23 protein-coding genes and 1 riboswitch are annotated in these 23,078 nt (G+C 44.6%); of the genes, 5 read left to right on the top strand and 18 right to left on the bottom strand.

What is annotated here, in order from left to right:
- Positions 1-136 precede the first annotated feature (136 nt).
- Complete coding sequence (locus tag MTR11_RS15715; RefSeq protein WP_005396349.1) at positions 137-433, bottom strand: isoamylase early set domain-containing protein; 297 nt, start codon at positions 431-433, stop codon at positions 137-139.
- A 284-nt stretch (positions 434-717) separates the two neighbouring features.
- Between MTR11_RS15715 and MTR11_RS15710 the strand changes: the two genes are divergently transcribed.
- The gene (locus MTR11_RS15710; protein WP_243328011.1) at positions 718-1,098 is read left to right on the top strand and encodes a hypothetical protein; all 381 of its coding nucleotides are present in this window, start codon (positions 718-720) and stop codon (positions 1,096-1,098) included.
- Positions 1,099-1,181: 83 nt separating this feature from the next.
- Positions 1,182-1,781 (top strand): thiol:disulfide interchange protein DsbA/DsbL, encoded by a 600-nt coding sequence (locus MTR11_RS15705; protein ID WP_048624810.1) that lies wholly within the window; start codon positions 1,182-1,184, stop codon positions 1,779-1,781.
- A 70-nt stretch (positions 1,782-1,851) separates the two neighbouring features.
- On the opposite strand, the gene MTR11_RS15700 is transcribed toward MTR11_RS15705, so the two are convergent.
- From MTR11_RS15700 to MTR11_RS15635, 14 genes are all read right to left on the bottom strand, one after another.
- Complete coding sequence (locus MTR11_RS15700) at positions 1,852-2,097, bottom strand: hypothetical protein (protein WP_005373664.1); 246 nt, start codon at positions 2,095-2,097, stop codon at positions 1,852-1,854.
- 152 nt (positions 2,098-2,249) lie between these two features.
- On the bottom strand, positions 2,250-2,693 hold the full coding sequence (locus MTR11_RS15695) for a DUF3429 domain-containing protein (protein ID WP_005396352.1): 444 nt from the start codon (positions 2,691-2,693) through the stop codon (positions 2,250-2,252).
- Between the two features lie 10 nt (positions 2,694-2,703).
- On the bottom strand, positions 2,704-3,249 hold the full coding sequence (locus MTR11_RS15690) for a glutathione peroxidase (protein WP_161442656.1): 546 nt from the start codon (positions 3,247-3,249) through the stop codon (positions 2,704-2,706).
- A gap of 104 nt (positions 3,250-3,353) precedes the next feature.
- Positions 3,354-4,010 carry a 3,4-dihydroxy-2-butanone-4-phosphate synthase gene (gene ribB / locus MTR11_RS15685; RefSeq protein ID WP_006741191.1) on the bottom strand — a complete coding sequence of 219 codons (657 nt, stop codon included), beginning with the start codon at positions 4,008-4,010 and terminating at the stop codon, positions 3,354-3,356.
- Between the two features lie 113 nt (positions 4,011-4,123).
- Positions 4,124-4,264: riboswitch (FMN riboswitch) on the bottom strand.
- 104 nt (positions 4,265-4,368) lie between these two features.
- Positions 4,369-4,986 (bottom strand): cobinamide adenolsyltransferase, encoded by a 618-nt coding sequence (locus MTR11_RS15680; RefSeq protein WP_104973483.1) that lies wholly within the window; start codon positions 4,984-4,986, stop codon positions 4,369-4,371.
- 117 nt (positions 4,987-5,103) lie between these two features.
- Positions 5,104-6,957 carry an MFS transporter gene (locus MTR11_RS15675; RefSeq protein WP_243328010.1) on the bottom strand — a complete coding sequence of 618 codons (1,854 nt, stop codon included), beginning with the start codon at positions 6,955-6,957 and terminating at the stop codon, positions 5,104-5,106.
- A 146-nt stretch (positions 6,958-7,103) separates the two neighbouring features.
- A complete protein-coding gene (locus tag MTR11_RS15670) occupies positions 7,104-7,862 on the bottom strand; it encodes a helix-turn-helix domain-containing protein (RefSeq protein ID WP_243328009.1) in 759 nt (252 codons plus the stop codon).
- A complete protein-coding gene (locus MTR11_RS15665) occupies positions 7,863-8,501 on the bottom strand; it encodes an HD domain-containing protein (RefSeq protein ID WP_017819864.1) in 639 nt (212 codons plus the stop codon).
- A gap of 259 nt (positions 8,502-8,760) precedes the next feature.
- Complete coding sequence (locus MTR11_RS15660) at positions 8,761-10,038, bottom strand: cytosine deaminase (RefSeq protein ID WP_243328008.1); 1,278 nt, start codon at positions 10,036-10,038, stop codon at positions 8,761-8,763.
- A gap of 9 nt (positions 10,039-10,047) precedes the next feature.
- Positions 10,048-11,286 carry a cytosine permease gene (codB, locus tag MTR11_RS15655; protein WP_243328007.1) on the bottom strand — a complete coding sequence of 413 codons (1,239 nt, stop codon included), beginning with the start codon at positions 11,284-11,286 and terminating at the stop codon, positions 10,048-10,050.
- 803 nt (positions 11,287-12,089) lie between these two features.
- On the bottom strand, positions 12,090-13,436 hold the full coding sequence (locus MTR11_RS15650) for a magnesium transporter (protein ID WP_005396363.1): 1,347 nt from the start codon (positions 13,434-13,436) through the stop codon (positions 12,090-12,092).
- A gap of 112 nt (positions 13,437-13,548) precedes the next feature.
- Positions 13,549-14,871: an ABC1 kinase family protein gene (locus MTR11_RS15645; protein ID WP_243328006.1), complete on the bottom strand. Its 1,323-nt coding sequence runs from the start codon at positions 14,869-14,871 to the stop codon at positions 13,549-13,551.
- Positions 14,872-14,969: 98 nt separating this feature from the next.
- Positions 14,970-16,193, bottom strand: a complete 1,224-nt coding sequence (locus tag MTR11_RS15640) for an HlyD family secretion protein (protein WP_243328005.1) — start codon at positions 16,191-16,193, stop codon at positions 14,970-14,972.
- Positions 16,193-16,519 (bottom strand): MFS transporter, encoded by a 327-nt coding sequence (locus MTR11_RS15635; RefSeq protein ID WP_046875867.1) that lies wholly within the window; start codon positions 16,517-16,519, stop codon positions 16,193-16,195. Before MTR11_RS15635 ends, MTR11_RS15640 begins: the two co-directional genes overlap by 1 nt.
- A 107-nt stretch (positions 16,520-16,626) precedes the next feature.
- On the opposite strand from MTR11_RS15635, the gene MTR11_RS15630 reads away from it, so the two are divergent.
- Positions 16,627-17,628 (top strand): AraC family transcriptional regulator, encoded by a 1,002-nt coding sequence (locus MTR11_RS15630; RefSeq protein WP_054866979.1) that lies wholly within the window; start codon positions 16,627-16,629, stop codon positions 17,626-17,628.
- An 85-nt stretch (positions 17,629-17,713) separates the two neighbouring features.
- Here MTR11_RS15630 and MTR11_RS15625 read toward each other — a convergent pair whose 3' ends face one another.
- A complete protein-coding gene (locus MTR11_RS15625) occupies positions 17,714-18,403 on the bottom strand; it encodes a hypothetical protein (protein WP_243328004.1) in 690 nt (229 codons plus the stop codon).
- Positions 18,404-18,415: 12 nt separating this feature from the next.
- Complete coding sequence (locus MTR11_RS15620; RefSeq protein ID WP_047008110.1) at positions 18,416-19,957, bottom strand: hypothetical protein; 1,542 nt, start codon at positions 19,955-19,957, stop codon at positions 18,416-18,418.
- Between the two features lie 366 nt (positions 19,958-20,323).
- On the opposite strand from MTR11_RS15620, the gene MTR11_RS15615 reads away from it, so the two are divergent.
- Both MTR11_RS15615 and MTR11_RS15610 read left to right on the top strand, forming a co-directional pair.
- Positions 20,324-21,016, top strand: a complete 693-nt coding sequence (locus MTR11_RS15615) for a response regulator transcription factor (RefSeq protein WP_025546713.1) — start codon at positions 20,324-20,326, stop codon at positions 21,014-21,016.
- 3 nt (positions 21,017-21,019) lie between these two features.
- A complete protein-coding gene (locus tag MTR11_RS15610; RefSeq protein ID WP_104972354.1) occupies positions 21,020-22,342 on the top strand; it encodes an ATP-binding protein in 1,323 nt (440 codons plus the stop codon).
- Here MTR11_RS15610 and MTR11_RS15605 read toward each other — a convergent pair.
- Positions 22,323-22,979, bottom strand: a complete 657-nt coding sequence (locus MTR11_RS15605) for a pyridoxamine 5'-phosphate oxidase family protein (RefSeq protein WP_203343450.1) — start codon at positions 22,977-22,979, stop codon at positions 22,323-22,325. The genes MTR11_RS15610 and MTR11_RS15605 overlap by 20 nt on opposite strands.
- Positions 22,980-23,078 lie beyond the last annotated feature (99 nt).

Below are 23,078 nucleotides of genomic sequence, written 5' to 3'. Positions count from 1 at the left end.
ATAAGGTTATCGGATGAGTTGATTCGATAAATACCCCAAGTAATGATTCAAACTTAATCATTAATCACATTTTGAAAAGTCTAAAAAAGGCGCAACTACTGCGCCTTAATATGGAATATTAGAGTGAACTTACGTTTTATTCGGTGGTGCACACGACGCTGTTGTCGCTGCCAAAAGCATTGGGAACATAAGCGTCGGCTTGAGGATCGTTTTCCCACTTTGCATCATTGAGCAAGTAGCGGAACTGAACATTCTGCTCTTTAGGTAAGCGCGTTTTAAATTTAAATTGACGGCTTTTCTTCACTAATTTCATCGGTTCTGGCTGCCAGTTGTTAAAATCCCCAGCAATATGGATGGAGTCCCACTGGTCTTTATCTAGCTCGAACGTGACTTCAACTTCATCTTTTGTCTTAAAGAATCTCTTTTTAAGCATTGATCTTTCCTTGTTCGTACAAAAACTGCTCTAACTATTACTCGTGTTTCATAACGATTTCAAGTTTTATCGAATTGTCGCTGGTATCATGTGAAGAACTATCTGAATGATGAATAGCTTAATCGCTATGAGTTCGTGTGAGAGGGGAGCGGTATTGAGAAGCCTCAAGGATATAGAACCGTTAACGTACCAAGTTTTTAGGCGAGGCGGAACTCAGAGTCCGTATCTTGAAGTCAAATCGTTATCATGTATTATCTTAAATCACCATTTTTGTTGATGTAGCTATGTTGAAGTTTAACCGTACATTGTTGACCGCGATAGTTTGTTTAGCCGCTATGCTTTTGAGCAGTGTCGCTCCTATGGCGAAGGCTTCAGCCCCGGTGAAAACAATTGAAGTACGCGATATTATTGTTCAACAGGCTGCTCTGCACAAACAACTTGGCGTCAATGACGACTGCGTAGAATTACATCACGATGCGTCAATCATCAATAAGGCGCAACAGTCTCACACGAGTTGTAACTCTTCCTGCATGGTCAAAATTCCTGCCAACTTATCTCAAAACGACTTACTGCTTCTTCCTTACAGCCTTGCATTGATTGATAGGCCTTTAGTCGAAAAAGTAGTGACAGTGATCACCAAGCTTTATCGTCCTCCGATTGTTTAATTCCTCATCTCAAATTACTTGGGGTTTCCCCCTTTTTACCAAATGAAATGATTTGGCATTTGAATGCCACAAGGAAATAAACAATGAAAAAAATACTTGCCTTATGTAGTGCACTTTTACTGACTTTTACCGCTCACGCAGCGCAATTTGAAGAAGGGAAGCACTACAAAGTTCTGGATGTTAAGAAAGCATCGAAACCTGTTGTGACGGAATTCTTTTCTTTTTATTGCCCACATTGCTACAAGTTCGAGTCGCTTATTGAGCGTTTAAAACCTGCTCTGCCAAAAGAGGCAAAGTTTGAAAAGGTACATGTGGGGTTCATGGGCGGAGATATGGCGATTCCGATGGCCAAGTCCTACGCGACGATGGTGTCGCTCGGGGTTGAAGATACAATGATTCCTGCCATGTTTGCCCAAATTCATCAAAAGCGACAAGCGCCAAAAGATGAAGCTGAGCTGAAACAGCTCTTCGTTGATAATGGCGTAGAAGGTAAGAAGTTTGATGCGGCGTACAACAGTTTCGCCGTAAACTCAATGCAGAAAGGTTTTGATAAGCAATTCTCTGCTAGCACGTTGAGAGGGGTTCCGGGTGTGGTTGTGAACAATAAATACATTGTTTTGGCCAACGAAATTCGTACTTACGACGAGTACAATCAATTAGTTAATTACTTATTGACGCTGTAACTATAAATAGCATTGATACTTAAAAATGGCGACGGTAGAGTCGCCATTTTTTATGCTTATCACTTTCGTATTATCTAAGAACGCTTGTACATGCTTGAGTCGGAACACTAGTCATAAATATGGCATGCGGATAAAACAAGCTAGCTGCAGTGATTGCGACATTACATGGCTGAGCAATCGTGGTTTTAATCACATTGGTAAGCACGGCACCTGTATTGTTTACTGTTTGAGCGGCGGCTTGTTGTGCCTGGTAAGACACGCAACCTGTCGTTGCATTGATCATCGCAGTGCTAAACAAAAGTTTGCGAAAAAACATATTCATATCCTTTGTGAATGCTTTGAAATACTTATATGTGGATTGATTCATAAATAAAACAAAACAGTGTTCAAAATATGTGTGCATTCACGAAATGAACATTGTTTTATAAAAAGACGTTTTTTTGTGATCTTAGCACTGGACAGACCAGGTTATGAAACTAAAGCCAATCCGTGCATTACGATTACGCCGAAGGTCAGTTTGCTCCTCATTCCTTGATATCCCTTGGGCTCGGCGTCTTGTTCGACTTTCCTCACGAGTTTTTCTGCATACCAAACAGCAAGATACCCAATTGCTAAGAGTAGGGTAGCGACCGCGTAGTGTTTGTGACCCTGCAATAATGCGCCCCAAGCGAGTAAGACAAAAAGGTTGCTGAGAATTAATATATTTCTGCTAAGGCGGTGGTAGTAATGCTCAATGCCATTCCCCCAGAGTATGCCGGATAAAAAACTTAATATTACGGCACTGTAAGCGATGAAAAATTGCTGGCCACTTAAATTGAAGAGTGAAATGTCAGTGAAAATCAGCCCTAAACTAAACACAAATGGAACTAGGCCTAAGTAACCGAGTTGTAGCATGGTTGAGCGTGTTGTCATGGTCGTCACCTTACAATTGTTGCTCTATCATATTGGTAAGCGTAGTACTTGTCGGTGATGTGGAGCTTGGAAAAGTGGCAATAACTTTGCCTTCAGAGCTAATTAGAAACTTATAGAAGTTCCATTTTGGTTTGATGCCAGCTTGGTTAGTAATCTCGCTGAATACGGGGTTTGCATCTACGCCTAATACTGAGGAGCGAGCCATCATTGGAAAGGTGACCCCGTAATCGAGATAACAGACTTTCGCAGTGTTTGTTTCGCTTCCTCTGTCCTGTCGGAAGTCATTGCTCGGGAAACCAATGACGGTGAAGTTTTGGTCTTTGTAAGTTTGATAGAGGGTTTCTAACTGTTCGAACTGAGGAGTGAAGCCGCACTGGCTTGCTGTATTGACGACTAGTAGTGTCTTTCCCTTAAAGCTTTCGCATAGATCGACTTCTTCTGTTGAGTTTAACAACCTTTGCTTACCTTGAAGAATATCAGGGCACTCAGATGCAAGAGCAAGCGAATTCATGGAGAGAAAGCTAACGAGAGCGGCGAGTTTCAGTAATCCTTTCATGGTGTTGTTCCCCTTGTTTTCAATAAGTATAACTACTCAAGTGCAAAGAGGATCGATCAAAAAAGCCGCACAAATGCGCGGCTTCTTTCAGAGCTGGGATTTAATTATGCCAGTTTTAACTCGAACTGATTGCGGTACATCACCATGTCTTCAATAGTCAGCACTGGCATGTTGTGCAGGCGACCGAATGCTACGATCTCAGGTGCTTTTGCCATCGTGCCATCTGGGTTGGTCACTTCACATAGTACGCCAGCGGGTTGAAGCCCTGCCATTTGCATCAGGTCAATCGTACCTTCTGTGTGACCACGGCGAGTCATTACACCACCTGGACGTGCGCGCAGAGGGAATACGTGGCCCGGGCGAGCAAGATCTTCAGGTTTCGCATGCGGGTTTGCCGCCGTTTTAATGGTCGTCACTCGGTCTGCTGCTGAAACCCCCGTTGTTACACCAACTTTCGCTTCAATAGAAACCGTAAATGCGGTTTGGTTTGCGCTGTTGTTGTTTACTACCATTGGAGGCAGTTCCAGTTTGTCCGCTTGAGCATCTGTTAAGCACAAACAAACGATGCCGCTACATTCGCGGATCATCAACGCCATTTGCTCGTTGGTGAGGTGCTCGACTGAATAAATGATATCGCCTTCGTTTTCGCGATCTTCATCATCAAGAAGAAGTACGCCACGGCCTTCTTTTAGAGCGATAAGTGCGTTTTCAACGCGAGTAATTGGGTCGCCGAATTCGGCAAGTAGTGATGACTGATTCATGGTTAACTCCTAAATTTCACCAGAATCAGGGCGGTATGAGAGATCGTCGTAAAATACGATCAAAAAGAAGTGCACCAGCACTCTTAGCAATCTGACTCGCTATGCTGGTGTATTCTTATTCTCTTTCATCCGGACTATAACCGTCGGCTCTGGCATCTCACCAGATCTGCTGACCTCGACGAATCGAGCGCTCGCGGGCTCACTTGAAAAAGTATACCGCCGGTGGGGAATTTCGCCCCGCCCTGAGAACAATTAAAAATGTGCCACTTCATTCAAGTTGTGAGGAAGTGGAGCTAGGATAGTACTGCGAACTGAATAGCTTGGAAAGTCGATTCCATTTGTATGGTGGAAAAGTGTGCTATCGACGGAAATAATCTGTGCGAATAAAGTGATCAATCTGCTGCGGCACGAAGGTGTTGTAAATCAGACTCGTATGCGTTTGCTTCACTTCGATATGATCTTGCATACCGTCCAGTCTTGTCTCTTCTACGGTAACCGTACCGTCCGACATGGTGTTGTCATTACGGATCAACAATGGGCGGGCACCAATCGGCATCGTTCCTGCGATACTGCCGAGTTTTTGCGGAAAAGCCCAAGCGTCATCATGTCTGTTTAATCCGTGGTGTGGCGAATTGCCTAAAATTGCACCCAATCCGAGATCTTGAATCCTACCTACTATGGACGCGCCTTTAAGAGGCGAACCGATAGCGACAACATGAGAGATTAAGCTAGTGCTCGGTTTTCTGTTGGCGAGATAGCGCTTAATCATCAAGCCTCCCAAACTGTGCCCCACGAGCACGTTTGCGGTCAGTGGATTCAGTGAATGGTCAATAGAATCAAACAGTGAAGACTCATCGATAGCAACAGTGTTATAGCTGAGTACTTGCGTTTCGTATCCGAGCTTTCGCAGCTTTTGGCTAAGAGGCTGCATGACCAGCCCATGCATATAAAGACCATGTAAGATGATGATTTTCATAATACCTCCTAGATTTATGACGTCGTAGATATCCTACTCTAATTAACAAGGAACTACTTGCGCTTTGTGGTGCATATTTACGTTTTGCTGCAAAGTTTGAGCGGTATAGCGAGCGTATCAGCCCAGTAAATCCTGTACTTGTTGTTGCAATTGATGACGATTTAAAGAAGCTGGGCTTAACACTTCACCGATAACAACATCCACTTTTGACCAAAAACGAGTCGGTCGTTTTGTGAGAGCATGTCCGCCTTTGTGGCTGAAAAAAGAACCCCAAAGCCCTTTTAACGCCATAGGGATGACAGGAACAGGATTACGTTCAAGGATTTTTTCCACACCAGGGCGAAACTCACCCAATTCACCGTTAGACGTTAAACGACCCTCAGGGAAGATACAGACAACCTCACCGTCGTTAAGCGCTTGTTCAATCTGTTCAAATGCTCGACGGTAAGTGTCGGCACACTTACGTGGAGAACAGATCGGGATAACACCGGCATGACGGAAAACATATTTAAGAACAGGCAGCTCGCTGATGGACTTGTCCATCACAAAACGAACCGGGCGAGTAGAGGTTCCCATCAAAATCAACGCATCGACATAGCTAACATGGTTAGCCACGATTAATGCAGCACCTTGTTCAGGAATATGTTGGCGCCCCGTTACTGACACACGATACATACAATGGCTGAGTAAATAACTGATAAAACGTTGTGTAAATTCCGGTACTTGACGATAGACATAGATTGCCACGAAGAAGTTACCTATTGCCATCATGGCAAACAGTTCCACAATAGAAAGCTCTAGTACGCTGAGTACAACGATAGAAACCAAAGCAGACACCACCATAAACAACGCATTCATGATGTTGTTAGCAGCAATGGCACGTGCACATTCCCCTTTGTTTGAACGCGATTGGATGAACGCATAAAGAGGAACAATAAAGACACCGCCGCTTACACCAACAAGGAACAGGTCAATCATGACGCGTAGATGTTTGGATTCAGCAACGAAGCTTTGCACATCATAAAAGTGCACCGGAAGTGATGGATAACTTGGGACTGCCCATAGCAAGTCGACGCCAAAGACTGTCAGACCAAGGATACCGAATGGCAAAATACCAAGCTCAACGTGGTTGAAAGAGAGCTTTTCACACAACCAAGAGCCTGTCGCGATACCAATGGAAAATAATGCCAACAGTAAAGAAACGACAGTGCTGTCTGCAAACAAATGTTCACGCGCAAAGTTAGGGAATTGAGTCAGGTAAGTCGCACCCATGAACCAGAACCAACTGATGGCTAGAATAGACATCCAAATGCCTCTCTGCTTTTTTGCCACTTTTAACGTCTTCTTTAAGCCAGAAATCGGTTCAAATTTCGCTTTGTCAGTCGATTGGCTAGGCATCGTTGGAATATTCACGCTGCTCATGAACCCAAGCAAAGACAAGGTAATCACGACACAAGAAGCAATCAAGGTACCATTAGGAATGGCTAGCAGCAGGCCTGCGCTAAGCGTACCTATAAGAATCGAAAGGAACGTGCCCATTTCAACCCAAGCATTTCCTTTAACAAGCTCATTTGGTTTGAGCGCTTGTGGTAGTAAGGCGTATTTTACGGGACCAAAATAGGCCGATTGAGTGCCTGTCATAAACAAAAGAGCCAGCATCAGCATGGCACTTTGAGTGGCAATAGCGGTTGCAGCGCAAGACATGATAGCCAGCTCGATGAGCTTTAGACGCCGGATTAATTTGGCTTTGTCCATGCTGTCAGCGACGGCACCAGCATGCGTAGAGAATAGAAAGAAAGGTAGGATGAATAAGCCTGCCGCCAAATTAACGAATAGATTGACGGATATTGGTAGGTTATCAATTTGGCTGTATGTCACCATCAACAACAGGACGTTTTTGTAGATGTTGTCATTGAGTGCGCCAAGGCATTGCGTCACAAAGTAAGGAAAAAAGCGTTTTGAGAAAAACATGCTGGCCTCGAGTAAACAAAGTCGAATGAGATGGGAGCACTTTATGCTCAATGAGCGATTAAACCAGCTTTCTCTTTCAAGTGACGTTGCATGCCACCAAAAGTAACGAAATTCGTTACTTTCATTTCCATTTGTTTATTGAGTTACTAATTTCGAGACTTCTGAGTAGGTTTTCTTTCCCATGGTTCAAACAGAGGGAAAGTCCAGCGACGCATCGCAATAATCAGAGAGGTGCCGTGCTTTTCGTTCATATCGAGAGAGCTATCACTTTGGCAAGCCTGATAAAACTCATCGATGACCTTTTGCAGTTTCTGTTGCAGCTTCTTGTTGGTTGGTACGCTCATCAATCCTGTTGCCATGGACAACTGTTCATCTTCACCAGAAAAGTAGCTTTGGAAAAAGGCGTCTTGAACTTGCTGTTGGAAGAACCGTTGAATAGGGCCGCCCATCTGCCACTTAAATGTCGGAGATATACGCAAACGAATTTTGTTATTTGGCTGCAAGTCGATGATGTTCAGACGATCCAACTGAGCAAGCTTTTGCACCAGTTCCAACTCATTGAAGGTGTATTGCTGAACGATTTGTTCAAACTGATAACCATTTACAACACAGATCGCCACGAGTAGCAGGGCTTTATCGTCAATCAACTGCTTTTCTTGCTCTAACGTTAGCGACTCTAGACCTTTATTGTGCGCAGCCGCGAGCTTAAACAGTTCCGCCATTTCTAAACCAATCAATTGGCAAATTCGCTCTAAGCGCTCAAGGCTAATGTGTTGACCTTCAGCGAGTAACCGTTTGACGCTGCCTTCACTTAAATCAAGGTGTTGTGCAACATCGATATAATGCAGCCCAGCTAACTTTAGCTGGCGTTTAAGCTCTTTAATTAACGTACGGCTTTCAGACATTTACGCTGTTACCTCGTCGTGTAACTGCTCTAGGTACGTTTGCATAAAGGTTTTGCGTTTTTGCGCCTCGCGTCTCGCTGACTCCGTGTTCATAGTTTCAGCGATTTTGAACAACTTGGTTTGAAAGTGATCCAGAGTGAATTGTTTATCGTTAAGTTCACGTTCTTCGGCAAATATATCGCTGTCGTTGTAAAGTTGCGCGTTAAATTGAGTGCTGACCTGAATGCATCGCGTCACGCCAATTGCGCCTAAAGCGTCCAGACGGTCGGCATCTTGGACGATTTTGGCTTCCAACGTATTTGGCCTGATGTTTGCGCTAAAGCTGTGTGCCTCTATCGCATGAGCAATGGCATCATGATATTGCTGCGGATAATCGATACTCTCTAAAAATGCGACCGCTTTTTTGGCTGCGATGATTGAGCTCTCTTTGCGATTTGGGTGATCTTTCGGATAAGTAAAGCAATCATGCAAATAGGCAGCCGGTAATACAATCGCGATGTCTGCATTTTCTTCTTTGCAGAGCTGTTTCGCTGTTTTGACCACGCGTTTTACGTGTTTAAGATCATGAGCTGCATCTACTTGCATCTCTTGCTGCATAAATTCCAAAAATTGCGGTTCTATCTGGCTTAATGACGTCATGGTTCATATCTACAACTAAAATGAAGTCAGAAGTATGCCCAACGCTTAGAATAATTTCCAAGTGCGATGGTGTAATTGAGATTCAGCCACCAGAACCTTGTGCAACGTTTGGTACTGAGCCGTTTTATATGGCCTTTCAATGTGTTCAGCGGTTTATGAGACAAGAATAGACAGAGCGAGCAGTGACGTTTGCCAATAGCAAAAGGGCCTGATGATTTCGTCAGACCCTTTTTCGTTTTAGTCGGTATTTTTACGAACCTCAGCGCTTGAACGTCACTTGCTCTGCTTGTTCAAGATGAATATGAGTCGTCGCAGGCTGTGTTTCTGCAATCACTTTACCGTGACGAACAGAGTAGCGAACCGGTACTTGGCGACGTACGGCGTCAAAACCATTTTCTGCAGGAAGAATCAGTAGGCTACCTGGTTTGCCTTCTTCAATTCCATACTTGTCTTGAATGTTCAGTGTACGTGCTGAATTGGTGCTGATCAGATCCAGTGAGTTGTTGATTTGCTCGTAACCCATGACCTGACATACATGTAGGCCCATGTGTAGCACTTGCAGCATGTTTGCTGTACCAAGTGGATACCATGGGTCGAATACGTCATCGTGTCCAAAGCAGACGTTGATGTTGGCATTCAGCATCTCTTTTACTCGTGTTACGCCACGACGTTTTGGGTAATCATCAAAACGGCCTTGTAAGTGAATGTTCACCAGAGGGTTTGCCACGAAGTTGATACCGGACATGCGTAATAAACGGAACAGGCGAGATGCATACGCGCCGTTGTAGGAACCCATCGCTGTTGTGTGACTGGCCGTGACTTTACTTCCCATATCGAACTTGTGCGCTAATGCTGCCAACGTTTCAACGAAGCGAGATTGCTCGTCATCGATTTCATCACAATGCACGTCGATCAGACGGTCGTATTTTTGTGCTAATTCGAATACGTAGTGCAGTGATTCAATGCCATATTCGCGTGTGAATTCAAAGTGTGGAATCGCGCCAATAACGTCCGCCCCCAATTTGACGGCTTCTTCTAGCAGCTCTTTGCCATTTGGGTAAGAGAGAATACCTTCCTGCGGAAACGCAACGATTTGGATGTCTACCCACTCTTTCATCTCTTCACGCACTTCTACCATCGCTTTTAGGGCAATTAGGGTAGGGTCTGAAACGTCTACGTGAGTTCGAACGTGTTGTACGCCGTTTGCGATCTGCCATTTTAAGGTTTGTTTTGCGCGCGTTTTCACGTCTTCAATCGACAGCATTTCTTTGCGCTCAGCCCAACGTTCAATACCCTCAAACAATGTGCCAGAGATGTTCCAGCTTGGCTCGCCTGCGGTTTGCGTTGTATCTAGGTGGATGTGCGGCTCGCAGAAAGGCGCCACCGCCATGCCCCCTTCAGCATCGATGGTGTCACCGTTATGATTAAGCTCCACATCGTTGCTTTCAATGCGCTTGAATTGACCATCTTCAATCAAAATTTGCTGCAGACCTTCTTGTCCTTTTAGCGTTACGTTTTTGATCAGTAGTGTTGTCATGATGGTTCCTTACGCTGGCTGTGTAGCCAGTGCTTTTTTGTTGAGAATAGGATTAAGAATCAGGAAGCTAATTGCGCCGCCAAGTACAGCGTTAATCGGTACTACGCCAGGAAGGAAGTGTCCCGCACCAACGCCAATCGCTACAGCGATAATGCCAGCCCAGTTTACGCTTTGGAACTGGGCGGCTTCAAAGTTTGCGTAGCGCTTACGGTTCGTGAAGAAGTCAGCGATGATCACGCCGCCAATCGGTGGAATTGCCAACGATAGGAAGGTTAGCCAGCCAACAAAGTTATTGTAGAGCCAGAGAGCGCAAAGTGTGCCAACAAGCCCGTTCGCCATCGAGATGTATTTACTTGGTAAGCCTGTGATGTTGGAAAATCCAAGACCCGATGCGTAGAGCGCGTTGTCGTTAGTCGTCCAAATGTTTAATCCAAGTACGATGATGGCGGGAATTAATAAGCCTTGCGCAATCATCACTTCAGAGATGTCTGATTGACCAGTCACGGATGCACCTGCCGCGCCAAAGATAAACATTAACGAGTTACCGATGAAAAATGCCACCATGGTGATCATCACGGCGCTGCGCGGCTTTTTGCCAAAGCGCACGAAATCTGCCGTTAATGTACCAGCACTGACAAAAGAGCCAACAACCATCGCGAGAGCTATTGAAAAATCGAGTGGCTCGGTTGGTTGAACTTGTTGTAGTTCGCTAATACCGCCAACGCTATTTACTGCCTCAATGACAGAGTAACCGCCAAGTAGCGCAATGGCAGGAACGGCGATTGCTGACAGCACCATCAGTGCGGAGATGCCAAAGTAAACGGTCGCGGTCATGAGCAAACCGGAGACGAGGAGCAACGTGTTGGTATCGATGTCCGTTGCTTTATGCACCGGAATCGCAAACATCGCGACACCAACTCCAAACCACCCAACTTGAGTACCGCCAAGAAGAGCGGAAGGAAGCCAAGAGCCTTTAGAACCAAAAGAGAAACGAGCAAGGAGGTGAGTAGAGAGACCAGTAGAAGCGCCGATGTAACCGAGGAAAGAAGTGTAAATACCGAGAATTAGGTTACCGATGAGAACAGCGAGGAAAAAATCATTAAAGGAGAGCCCAGTACCGAGAGAACCCCCTGTCCACATACTTGCGGAGAAAAAAGTGAGTCCTAACATCACCATGGTTAGTGATGCCACGCCTTTTCTGGCCGTGTTGGGAACTGGTCCAAGACTGTAGTTATTGTCTCCAGCCATTATTACCTCCGCACATTGAAATATTAAATTATAGCACCTGGTTTTCAGGCAAACGGCGCGTATTATCGTGATGTAAATTTAATAGTCAATGATAAAGTTGCAACTTAAACGTTTGCTTGATTTTTAGTGTATGCTTTTTCTTTTAATAACAATGGTTTGGTTTTTAAGTTCTAAAAGTGAAAAGTTTATTTTTACGTATTTTCTATGATTTATAGACAGGCTTTCTATGTGAAATGAATGTTTTGAATTGCTATTTGTTTTTATGGATTAAATTTATCTATAACTCTGGATTGTTCAGTCGATTTCTATGAAAAGAAAACGATTTCATGATGAGATTTTTGGTTTGGACGTTATTTGTTCTTTTTTGGGTGTGTTTTCTTGGTTTTATTTGGGTTAGGTGGTTTTTTTTGTTGAAGTTGGTATTTCTAATGGTTTAGTGGGCGAATATTTGAGTTTTATAAACAGTAAACAATCTGTTGTGGGCAAGAAAAGTACAACCGAGCTCGGTCAGAGGATAAGAGGGCAATAGCCACATAAAAAAATAGCCAACCGCAAAGAGTGCGATTGGCTTATATACATGTGAACAAAATCAAGTTCACTAACAACGTCAGTTGGCTAGGTGACCCTCGGCTTAAGAAGGGTCAATTTATATAATGCAGTTACTGTGCCAACTTTAATATGCCCCAAAATACGTTGTTTCTGTGACATGCGTTGCTTAAAGTTTGAGTTTATTTGCAATTTGCAACTGCGTTATGCAATTTAACTCTATTATGCTAATGATTGATTAATAAACAGTGGACTTTTTAGAGCATGACTAAACTCGCCGTTCCCAAAAAGGCGAAGAAACCAACTACATCTGTCACCGTCGTTAGAATAACCGAACCTGCTAAGGCTGGATCCAATTTAAACTTATCCAAAATAATGGGTATCAACACGCCAAATAAAGCAGCGGTAATAATGTTGACGATAATGGCCAGCGCGATGGTTCCACCTAAAACTGGCGATTGGAACCACAATCCGGCTAACCCGCCGATGATTAGCGCCCAAGCAATGCCGTTCAGTGAGCCTATGCCCAACTCATTTTTTAAGAATTTGAATCGGTTACCTGGGGTAATCTGATTAAGCGCCATCGCACGAACCATTAGAGTCAGCGTTTGGCTGCCTGCAATGCCACCCATCGATGCAACAATTGGCATTAGTACGGCCAAAGCCACCACTTGAGCAATCACGTCTTCAAATAGCCCGATAGTGACAGACGCTAAAATTGCAGTCAGCAAATTGATGCCCAGCCACACGCCGCGTTTTTGTGAGCTTTTTAATACTGGCGCAAACAAGTCATCGCCTTCATCCATACCAGTACCGGCCATTAAGCGCGCTTCGTAGATTTCACGTTGCGTACTTAATGCAAATTGCCAATCGACTTCACCAATCAGAGTTTGGTCTGCATCAGTCACAGGTAGAGCGGGCAGTGTGCTGTGCTCTAATGCTTCTACCGCTTCGGGAAGCATCATCTTACTGTCTAGCACCGTCACCGCTTCAATAACGAGTGTTTTCAAGCGAGTATCAGGATCACTACGTAAAATTTCGTAGTAATTGACTGTCCCTCGATACTGTTTATTACGGTTGATCAGGTAGACCTGTTGAGGCGTGTCGTAGCTATAGCGCTCCATTAACTGCTTAGCCGTTCCAATCGTAATATTAAAGGGCAGGGTGATGATTTTACGCTCAGCCCAGTGGCCGAGTTCTTCATCTTCATATTCGTTTGCCTGATCGTAAAGCTCTAACTCATCTTTTTCGATTAACGCGAGCGCTTCGTTGATGATCGACTCAGGCAACGAATCCGCCCATTCGATCAGCGATAAGTTATCAAGTTTAGCGAGGGTGAGTTTTAGCTCGACTTCAGATAATGCATTGATGATAGAAAAACGTACGTCCGCACGCATTTCCGTTAACACGTCGATATGTAGCTCTAGTGGTAAAGCTCGCCATAAGCGAACACGATCGTCGATTGGAAATGCTTCTAGAATCAGGGCAACCGCGCCGGGCTCGAGGCCCGCTTCAATAGATTCATTGAGCGTTGCGACTTGATCCGCTTCTTCGGCTTGGCCAATTTGCTGGATTAGAGTGGAGAGATCTTGAAACTTGCTCACCGAGTACCCCGATAGTTAATTCGTTTTATGGAAGTATGGCATGTTATTGAGATGCACAACTATGCATCTTAACCTTGCTCAAGGTACTTGAAAGTAACAGAAAAACAATAGGCTATTCGCTGTTGATAGTGAGATATGGCTGTACCAATTGGCGAATGTTCACTTTTGCGCCAATACGGGCTGCCAGCAAGTACATTCCGCCGATTTTTCTGTGTAAAAATAGGGCATCTGCTGGTGGAGTATGCCAGTATTCTTGCTCCATGCTTAGAATGGTGCCAGCCTCGCGAAGCTTTTGTGCTAAGCCGCTGGCTTTGAAATCATAGGGCTCATCGACCAACATAGGTTCACATGCCATTTTCACTAGATCGAGAATCGCTTGGCGCTGGTCTGGAAGGATGGTTTGGCTGAAGAAGCCTATTTGTTCAAGCGCATCATTCAAGCCTTGTTCGTCATTGTTCATGACGGACGCAAAGGCTTGGCGATAGCCGGCACTGAATCGTTCGCTGTATTCGCGAGTTGCACCGAAATCTAACAAGCCGATTTGGCGAGTACTTTCAATGTACAAGTAATTGGCGAAGTTAGGGTCGGTTTGCACCATCTTGAATTCGAACAGCTCTCTGAACAGCAATTCGAGCAAACTGTGCATGACAAAATCTCGCGTACTTTGATCATAATGTTCGATGTGTTCAATGGGTACGCCGTCAATAAACTCCATGGAGAGAACGGAGTCTGAGCAACTTTCAGTGTGAATCTTTGGTACGACAAAGTGAGGATGCTCCTTCAAAGCATCATGGTAACGAATCGCAAATTGCGCTTCTCGGGTGTAATCGGCTTCATCATGCAGTTGCTTTTTGGCTTCTTCTAGTAGCCCTTTGTAGTCGACGGATTCTGGAATCAACCCAACCACTTTAAGCAGCGTACCTACGTTGTCTACGTCGCTATCGATACTTTTTCGTATGCCCGGATATTGCACTTTGACGGCTAGGTTATCGCCCGCATCGCTGTAGGCTTGGTGCACTTGTCCTATTGATGCACTGGCGATTGGTTTGAAGTTAAATGATAGAAACTCAGCTTTCCAACTCGTTCCTAGCGAACTTTCCATGACTCCGTTCAGTTGCTTTGCAGGCATTGGGTCTGCGTTGGAGCGAAGGCGGGAGAGAATATCTGCGAGTTCAGGTTCTAAAACATCACCAGCATCCATTGAGAGCATTTGACCAAGCTTCATTGCAGCGCCACGTAGGTGAGCAAGTTGGTCTGTCAACCGTGCGATGTTTTGTGGCGTCAGCAAGAGGTCTTTCGCTTTTGGTTTATTGCCTTTGGCGATTTGTTTCGTGCTTTCTGCAATCACATTGCCTGCGACACGGGTAGCAAGTGAAGCGAACTTGCTGAACCTTGAGATACGATGGGTAGGTAGGCTTCTTTCCTTTGCCGACATGAATCTTCTCCGCTATTTACTAACTAATTGTTATACGGGAAAAGGATGTGTTTGGATACAAATGAAAAAACCGCCAGCGAAACTGGCGGTTTGTGAGTTTAGATGGAGTAGAAGAAGTACAGCTGGGACTTCATTCGAATGATGATCCCGCGAATCACATCCAAGAAGGCCATGAAGCCTATCGGTTTTTCACCGCTGACCCATGCGAGGCCAACAGAGCCAACAGGAATGTCGTAGCCTTCTGGCTCATCAATCTTAAGACGAACAAAGTGGTGTTTGTTCTGTAAATTCTTTCCAGTGGTGACACGCACAGAATCATCGAAACCCAGCAGATTACCTTGTGACTCACCTGTTGCTTCAACAATGCCTTCGACGGTCGCTGAGAAGATCTTGCCTGGGTAAACGGACGAGGAGAATTCCGCAGGTTGACCCGGTTTGATGTTACGAATCGCCTGGTGGTTGACTCGCATCAGCACATACTTCTCGTTAGTGTACATATTAATACGTGGCATCATCGATACACGCTGACCTTCACGCAGGATAAAGTTGGTGACAAAGCCATCTGTTGGGGCATGAACTTTGGTGCTGTTCAAATCCCATTGCGCTTTTGCAATTTGCTCTTCAGCTTGGCGCAGTTCGGCTTGTTTGGTTTCAACTGCGAGCTCTGCTTTATGAATCGCCAGTTTTGCACGTGAAATATCGACTTGTTTCTTCTTAATTTGAGACTCAAGGGTTAACACGTTGTGACGTGCCATATCAACCGCACTCGATTGTTTGTCGATGTCGCTTTCCGTGATGGTGTTTTGCACCACTCGGTTTTGCTCAACATAACGATCTAGCATCTTTTTCTGCAATTTGTAGTCAACTTTCGCCGCTTCCAATTGGCTCTTTGATGTTTCTAGATCTTGCACCAATGCTTGATGATTCGCTTCTTCAATCTCGATGTCGCCTTTTGCCGTAGCTAATGCGACTCGTGCAGAATCGGCGGATACGCTCGCCTGATTTAATGCGATTTCGTATTGCGTTGGGTCAAGTTCATAAATAAGCTGACCTTCTTTAACTTGTTGATTTGGCTTAATGTAAATGTGGTCAACTTTACCCTTCACATTGGTTGAATCTGGACGCAATTGGATGTGTGGTGACTGCACGACAGAACCACCGGATAAATCCATCGGGGTGAAGTTAATCAAACCTACCCATACGAACATCAGCCAACTCAAACCGCCAAGATAAGCGAACGATTTGGTTGCTTTGTTCCAAGGCATGCCAACCAAACGCAGCAAATAGATGAAGAGAGCCCATACCGCTAAACCTTCTAACATTACGCTTCCTCTTTTGGCTGTGTTTCTGTTTGCGGTTTACTTCTCCATGTATCACGCAGATTGATGATGGCTTTTTCCATATCAACGAATGCAAAGATAACAGCTAGCACCCAAACCCAGTGCCAGACAAACCCTATCCAGGTGAGCGCAGTGATGAGCCCTATCTGATGATGGTCTTTGCTGTGCGCCTTATTAATTGGCAACTCATGGATTTTCCAAAAGCCGTAACACGCGCCCGCGACACTCGCGATTAAAACGACAGCAGCGACAACATGTAACGCCGTATCTGCGCCTGTACCGACAAATGGGACACTCAGTAAACTCATTAAACACTCCTCTATCAAACGGTTGGCGTATTGTGATCTGGATTTGATTTAGGTCTTTCTTTGTGACAGATTCAATCAATAGAGGATTGAATTTGATGTGATTGGTAATGAAGACGGTTCGATTTATTCGCGCGATGGGCATTCTAAACATGCATAACCTCGCGTTATCTAAATATAATTTGGGCTCGGATGAACTGGGGATTCCGTCGTCGGTATTTCACAACCCAATGACACTGATCCCGCTAAAAGCCGTCGCAGAATGGTATCGTTGTGTTGAACAAGCCAGTAGTGATCCAGATGTGGTTTTGAGTCTCAGCCGAGGTATTGAACTGCAAAAGCTTGGGCCTGTGGGACGCTGGCTATTTTCTGGGAATGATTTAGCCAGCGCGATTCGACGCGTTAATTATGGTGCGAGTAACTTACAATCTGGGGCATTTTTTGCTGGCGAACAGTCGGGCAAAATCATCAAATGGACTTACCACAATCCGTTTATAGAAACGTCAGTAAAGGTGCACGATAGTATCCGCTGTGCGGTATTTATGATTAAAGTGCTACGCGAATTTCTTGGTAAAGACTATCAGCCTTTGCGCGTCAAGATTTCAGGGTCGAGAAAAAATACTGAGCGATACCGGGAATATTTCGGCTGCGAGGTGGAATGGAGTCAGCCAAAAACAGAAATATGGATCCCGGGAGATGACCGATTAGCTTCCCGCCAAGTGAGCCATCGCGAGGACAGCCGTCTAGCGATGAGTTTTTCCGATTTGGATGATTTGCTTAATATGCCCGACCCAGAAGATGAGTTGAAAGTGATTTATGAAGTGGTGAACTACAGCAGTCATTATGGATTGCCAACGTTAGAGCGCGTTTCTTCTCTGCTTGATTTATCTGAACAGCAGTTTCAACGTCGTTTGCACAAATTAGGCCTCAACTTCTCGATGGTATCCGGCTATGTATTGAGTAATGTTGCGGCTGGGTTATTGAGTAAGCGCGTGAGTATTGATGACATAGCCATGCGCCTTGGTTACACCAATGTGGCGAGCTTCAATCGTATGTTTAAGAAACATCGTGGATTAACGCCCAAGCAGTATGCGGGAAGATTAGAAAAGTAATGCTTCACTTGTCTTTATGAAAACAAGCAATAAAAGCCCTCAAGGTAGAGGGCTTTGCTATTTTTGGTGTTGTTTAATGTAATGGCTATTTCTTAGGGCGCCAGCTTAGTGCACTTGCAACAGCGCCGATGGCAATCACATCCTTTTTTTGTTCACTAAGTTCTGGGAGCATTTGTACCGCAATGGTACCGTTCGTCTGTACAGCGGCAATTTCTTGTGTGCCTTCCTTAAAGCTATAACCCAATGGAATGTCTACCGCCATCATGGCGTCGGGACTAGTATGTACGGTTTCTACATTAAAGTGGGTGCTGCCAATACGCACTACGCCAGTCTCTTTTTTCTCAAAGCTGATGTCGATGAGAGCGGATTTTGGCTCCATCGCAAATTCTCCCACTTTGACGCCATCTTGGGTGATATCACAGGTGTAAGGATCATTCCCACCAAAATCGACGCCCATGTAGTTAACCGACATACCGCCTCCAGAGCAGCTCAGAAGCCAAGTTTCCCCGTTGTCGATACGAGTAACTTCTGCGCCCATCGCACCTTCTTTGAAAGAGATATGGTTAAACCAACTTGAGTTAGAAGCACTGCGTGAATAGTTGCCTTTGTACTTACCAGCAAAATCAAAATGACCATCTGCACCGAACCCCCAAAAATCTCCGTCGGTTTTGATCAGCATTTCTGGTTGTGCTTTTACGGCATCAGTACGATCCATGACAGCTAGGCCACCACAACCTACAAGGAGTAGGGGAGCGAATAGAGTAAGTTTCTTCATGTTTTTCATCGTTTATAGCTCGGTTACATCTAAGATTTGGTCGGTGAATTGGATCTTTTGAATGTCGTACAACTCATCCGAGCCTGTACTCGGGCACTTAACAGAAACGCTCTTTGCTTTGATAACAGTACATTCTGCCAGTTTGTGTGGCACGATATAGGTGTTGATACCACCTTCACCATAAATGCTGTTGTCTTTGCTGTTGCCTTCAAAGGTATTGTTTTGGTCATTACCGATGACATTCATTGCGTCGTCGCCAATGATCTTCACTCTTGTCAGCCACTGAGATTTGTAGGTGTATGCTTCTATCAAGCCGTCTTTGTTGGGAGCCATACGGAAGGTAGGCACAGTGCCTGGATTTGTCTTTTCTGTGTAAAGTTTGACGCCCGCAGAGTCGATGTTCGCGGTGTATTGCAAGTATCCGTGGAATAAGCCGCTGATCCAATCAACGGCTTGTGGATCTTGAGTTTGCATTTCTTCACGTGTTAACGCTTGGTAGCCATCTAAACCTTGTCCGTTTGCTTTTGCTACACCCATGTAAGCTTCAAAAGCGGCAGCAAAGTATTCGTGAGAATATGAAGGGCCCGTTTGTTTAACACTTTCAGGATCGAAGTCGTCCGATTTCCAATCGTCCCAGTCATACTGAGTTGGGCGCCACACCGTCGGTTTGCCCGCTTGAATATCGTTATAGATTTTTAACGCATGAGCTTGAATGTCATTTTGCAGTGCCGCAGTCCCCGTGTTAGGTGCAATACCTTGCGCTTGGACCAAGTGTAAAATTTCTTCAAAAGCGGCGTCTCGTTCGGCTTTTTTACCAAGATTGGCACAGTAATCGGCAAAATTACTCATGTAATGGCAATCGCCTTCAACTGTCAGTTCTCGATACATCAAAGATTGGCTGTTCCTTAGCCAGTTTGGTGTTTCTTTACTATTTACTAATGTTGCCACGATAGATGTGACAAGTGTATCCATATCTTCTTCGTTAAGTACCATCATGCTTACAACAAACTTTTCTAGAGAACTCGTATCAAAAGAGTGTGCTAAGCCCGAGTTTGTCACTGCATCGTTCAGTTTGTCTTGGCGAATCAGTTCGTTGATAAAGATTTTGGTTAACATCTCATCATTCTGTTCGTCGTTTTCGGTCAGCATTAGTGTGGCATCACGCTCGGCTAATGTCTTAGCGATACGAGACTTGTCAGCGCCGTACTTAGAGTCTGGTTGGTTTGTAAGAAGGTGTTGGATGATTTTGGCTGCACGAAAGATTTTTTCATTATTCGCACCGTCATCAACAGCCACAATGTGAAATGCATCATTGTTATTTGCTTCAGAAAGGGAGATTTTCACATAGTGGGTGAAGCCCGCATCAGCAGCCACTTTTAACTTGGCTGGAAGCTCTGTAGAAACGACAGTTGGGATTGTGACAGTGCTCAATGTTGGCGCTGGTGGTGTTGGAGGTGTCGTTGTCGATGGTTTCGAATTAGATTCACTGCCGCCGCAAGCAGTTAGACTTATCGCGCAAAATATGGCTAAAGGTGTTAATTGGGAATATCTCATTTCATGTTACTCGTAGACTTTATTAGAGCAAGAAACTTAGAAGCAACATAAAGTCCTGTCTATATAAGCAAACCAAGTCATATATATCGATATTGTTTTTTGGTAAGGACTATCATTCGATATATTTAAAAATGTAGTAGATTTTTATTCCGAAATTTATTTTTTATGTGAAGCTATATTCTGCTAATAAATAAAACATCAGGTTATTGCATGGTTTTAGGGGCGTGGAATGATTAGGATTATCGTATATGTATGGTTTGTAAGCGTATGTAAGCCCGCTTTTTATTAAAATTATCATTTAAGTGGGTTGCGCAGTATAGGACGAGCGATATACTCCCTCCATCATATTGGTGGAGTAAATGATTCATGGTGGGCAATACAATCTTACTGGTAGAAGACGACTCTGAGATTGCTCGATTAACCAAAATGTACCTCGAAGCCGAAGGCTATACAGTAACCGTTATCGACAACGGTCAAAATGCATTAGAAACGATTCACGGACTCAATCCGGACCTAGTGCTGTTAGATTTGATGTTGCCGGGAAAAAATGGCGCAGAAATATGCCAAGAGGCACGTAAATTTTATCATGGGATTATCATTGTTTTGACTGCAACCGATGATGAAATGAGCGAGGTGAGCTTATTTAAGTTCGGTGCTGATGATTACCTTACCAAACCGATAAAAGGCAATATCCTTCTCGCCCGTATTGAAGCGGCGCTACGTCGCTATCGTCGTCAAGTTGATACCGTTGAAGAAGAAAAGCTGAGCCGATATGGCATTAGCCTTTGTCTTCGTCGCTCCCAAGCATTTTATTTGCAAAAAGATATTGGTTTAACGAGCTCTGAGTTTGAAATTCTAGAGCTCCTGATGCTGAATGTCGATAAGCCAGTATCTCGTGAATCATGTTGCCGTCTTGCCAGAGGCATTGAATACTGCATTACTGATCGTTCGATTGATATGCGTATATCCTCACTAAGGAAGAAATTCTCTAAGGCTCATATCCATACTGCTACCATTAAGACCATACGTCACCACGGCTATATGCTGACAGGTAAATGACGCATGTTTTCCCTGTTTACTCGTCTATATGTGGGGTTAGTTACTGGCCTTGCGCTGACTGTTGCTTTGTTTCTCTTTATGGGGGAAGAGTACATGCGCAAAACAGAAGTCGGTGTTTTTTTGAGTGATGGTGCTTATTTTGTCGATCAATACATTGAGCAACGAGGCACTCCGGATTCTCTCTACAAGAAGTTAACCGAAAACGGCAAGCAAGATTTCTTTATCTTTGATTTAACATTGGTTGAAAACTGGGACGGATCACCGCCTTGTCGAGATTGTAAGCTACTGTACCGAATACAAGGGATACCTGTTTATCTTATTGATGGCAGTACCTATGCTGCGGTATTCCCTTTACCTAACACCTCGAAGAGTTTAGTTTTCAAAGAAAAAACGGATTTCTTTAGCCCAGATGTTGATTGGAATGAAGATTCTGAGATTGTATTTATACTGACTCTACTTTTGGTTGTTGTGTGCAGTTTAGGCATTATGGTTTACATACCTGTACGACGTCTTGACCGCCAAATTCGGCAACTAACGGCTGCACAACAACAATTTGGTTATGGTGAGTTGAATACGCGAGTCGATCTAAAGCAATTTTCGCAACCCGTGAAAGAGCTCGCCCAAGGCTTCAACTGCATGTCTGAAGAGATTGAGAGACGAGTACGTCAAACACACATCTTTACTCAAGCTATTCCTCATGAAGTGCGCACTCCGCTGAGTCGTATTCAGCTAGCGACGGATTTAGCTAGGCGCACGAGTGGTGAAATGCAGGCAGAGTTACATGACGATATTGAACGATACGTTGATGTAGTGACGGACTTAACGTCCGACATTGTCATGCTGTCTCGCTTGAGTGTGAAAAACCATTCTTTGAGCGATTCTGTTGAAACCATGGAACTGCCTCTTTGGTGTAAAAGCCGCATGAATTACCTAGGCTTAGAGTCCGCCATGTTGAGAGCAGAAAATGAACTCGCGAACCAATTGATTCACTTTCAGCCTACTTTGGGTAACCTCGTCCTCGATAATTTATTGCAAAACGCCAAGCGTTACGGTGAATCCTGCGTTGAGGTGACGATTCGAATGGTAGCGGATTGCTGGAGCATCGATATTGAGGACGATGGTCCGGGCATACCTGAAGCGATGCGAGAAGAAGTATTTATGCCATTTTCACGTTTAGATAAAAGCCGCAACGCCGACGTGAAAGGCTTTGGTTTAGGGCTTGCTATCGCTACCAGTGCAGCGCGGCAACTGGGTTGGGAGCTTTCCGTCGGCGAGAGTCACTTAGGCGGCGCACGTTTTACGGTGCTTATTCCTGCCAACGATTAGAGTAGGCACTGCGGTAGTCTGGTTCAGCGATACCTTCATACAAATCTTCACAAGCTTGCAGCGGACCTACGACGGTTCGGTAGGGTAGGACACCTGCCCAAACAGGAATGTCCATGTCTTCCGCATCGTCGTTGACGCCAAAATTGCTGATTTTCACTGATGCTTCCGTGAGCGGGATACGCAGTAGCATGGTGGCTTTGAGTTCTTTTTCATTACTCAAACGGACTTGTTTTGTTCTCCCTGGAGCGATCTGTTCGATAAAGTGATTCAGCAACCTGTCTTTCTCTTGGTTATTCTCCACCATCTCAAATTGGCCAAAGACCACTGTACTGCGATAATGCGCACTGTGGTGAAACGCACTTCGAGCCAATACCCAACCATCAAACAAAGTAAAGGTTAAGCACGTTTGCACTCCTTGTTTGAGTGAGCGTAACAGTCGACTGTTGTTGGCACCATGGATATACACGTAATCATCCACACGCCATGCCAGCATAGGGATGACCACAGGGCCTGACTCGTTGGTTATCGCAATATGAGCGATTAGGCTTTCATCTATGATGGCGTGCAGTTTGCTAACATCAGAGACGGCTTTATGTGCGCCTTTCTTAATTTCTGTTCTATTGGTGTTGGATAGCATTTTCTCTCCTTGTTTACTCACGATTACGAGCGCTTGATCCTCATTCTTTAATTGCAATGTAGCGCTTAACTGGTAGCTTAAAGAGAGCCAGTTTTATTT

Source organism: Vibrio sp. CCB-PB317, assembly GCF_022808245.1.
Taxonomy (GTDB): domain Bacteria; phylum Pseudomonadota; class Gammaproteobacteria; order Enterobacterales; family Vibrionaceae; genus Vibrio; species Vibrio diabolicus.
The sequence above is the reverse complement of the archived record's forward strand: the minus strand, read 5'-3'. Positions and strand labels throughout refer to the sequence as shown.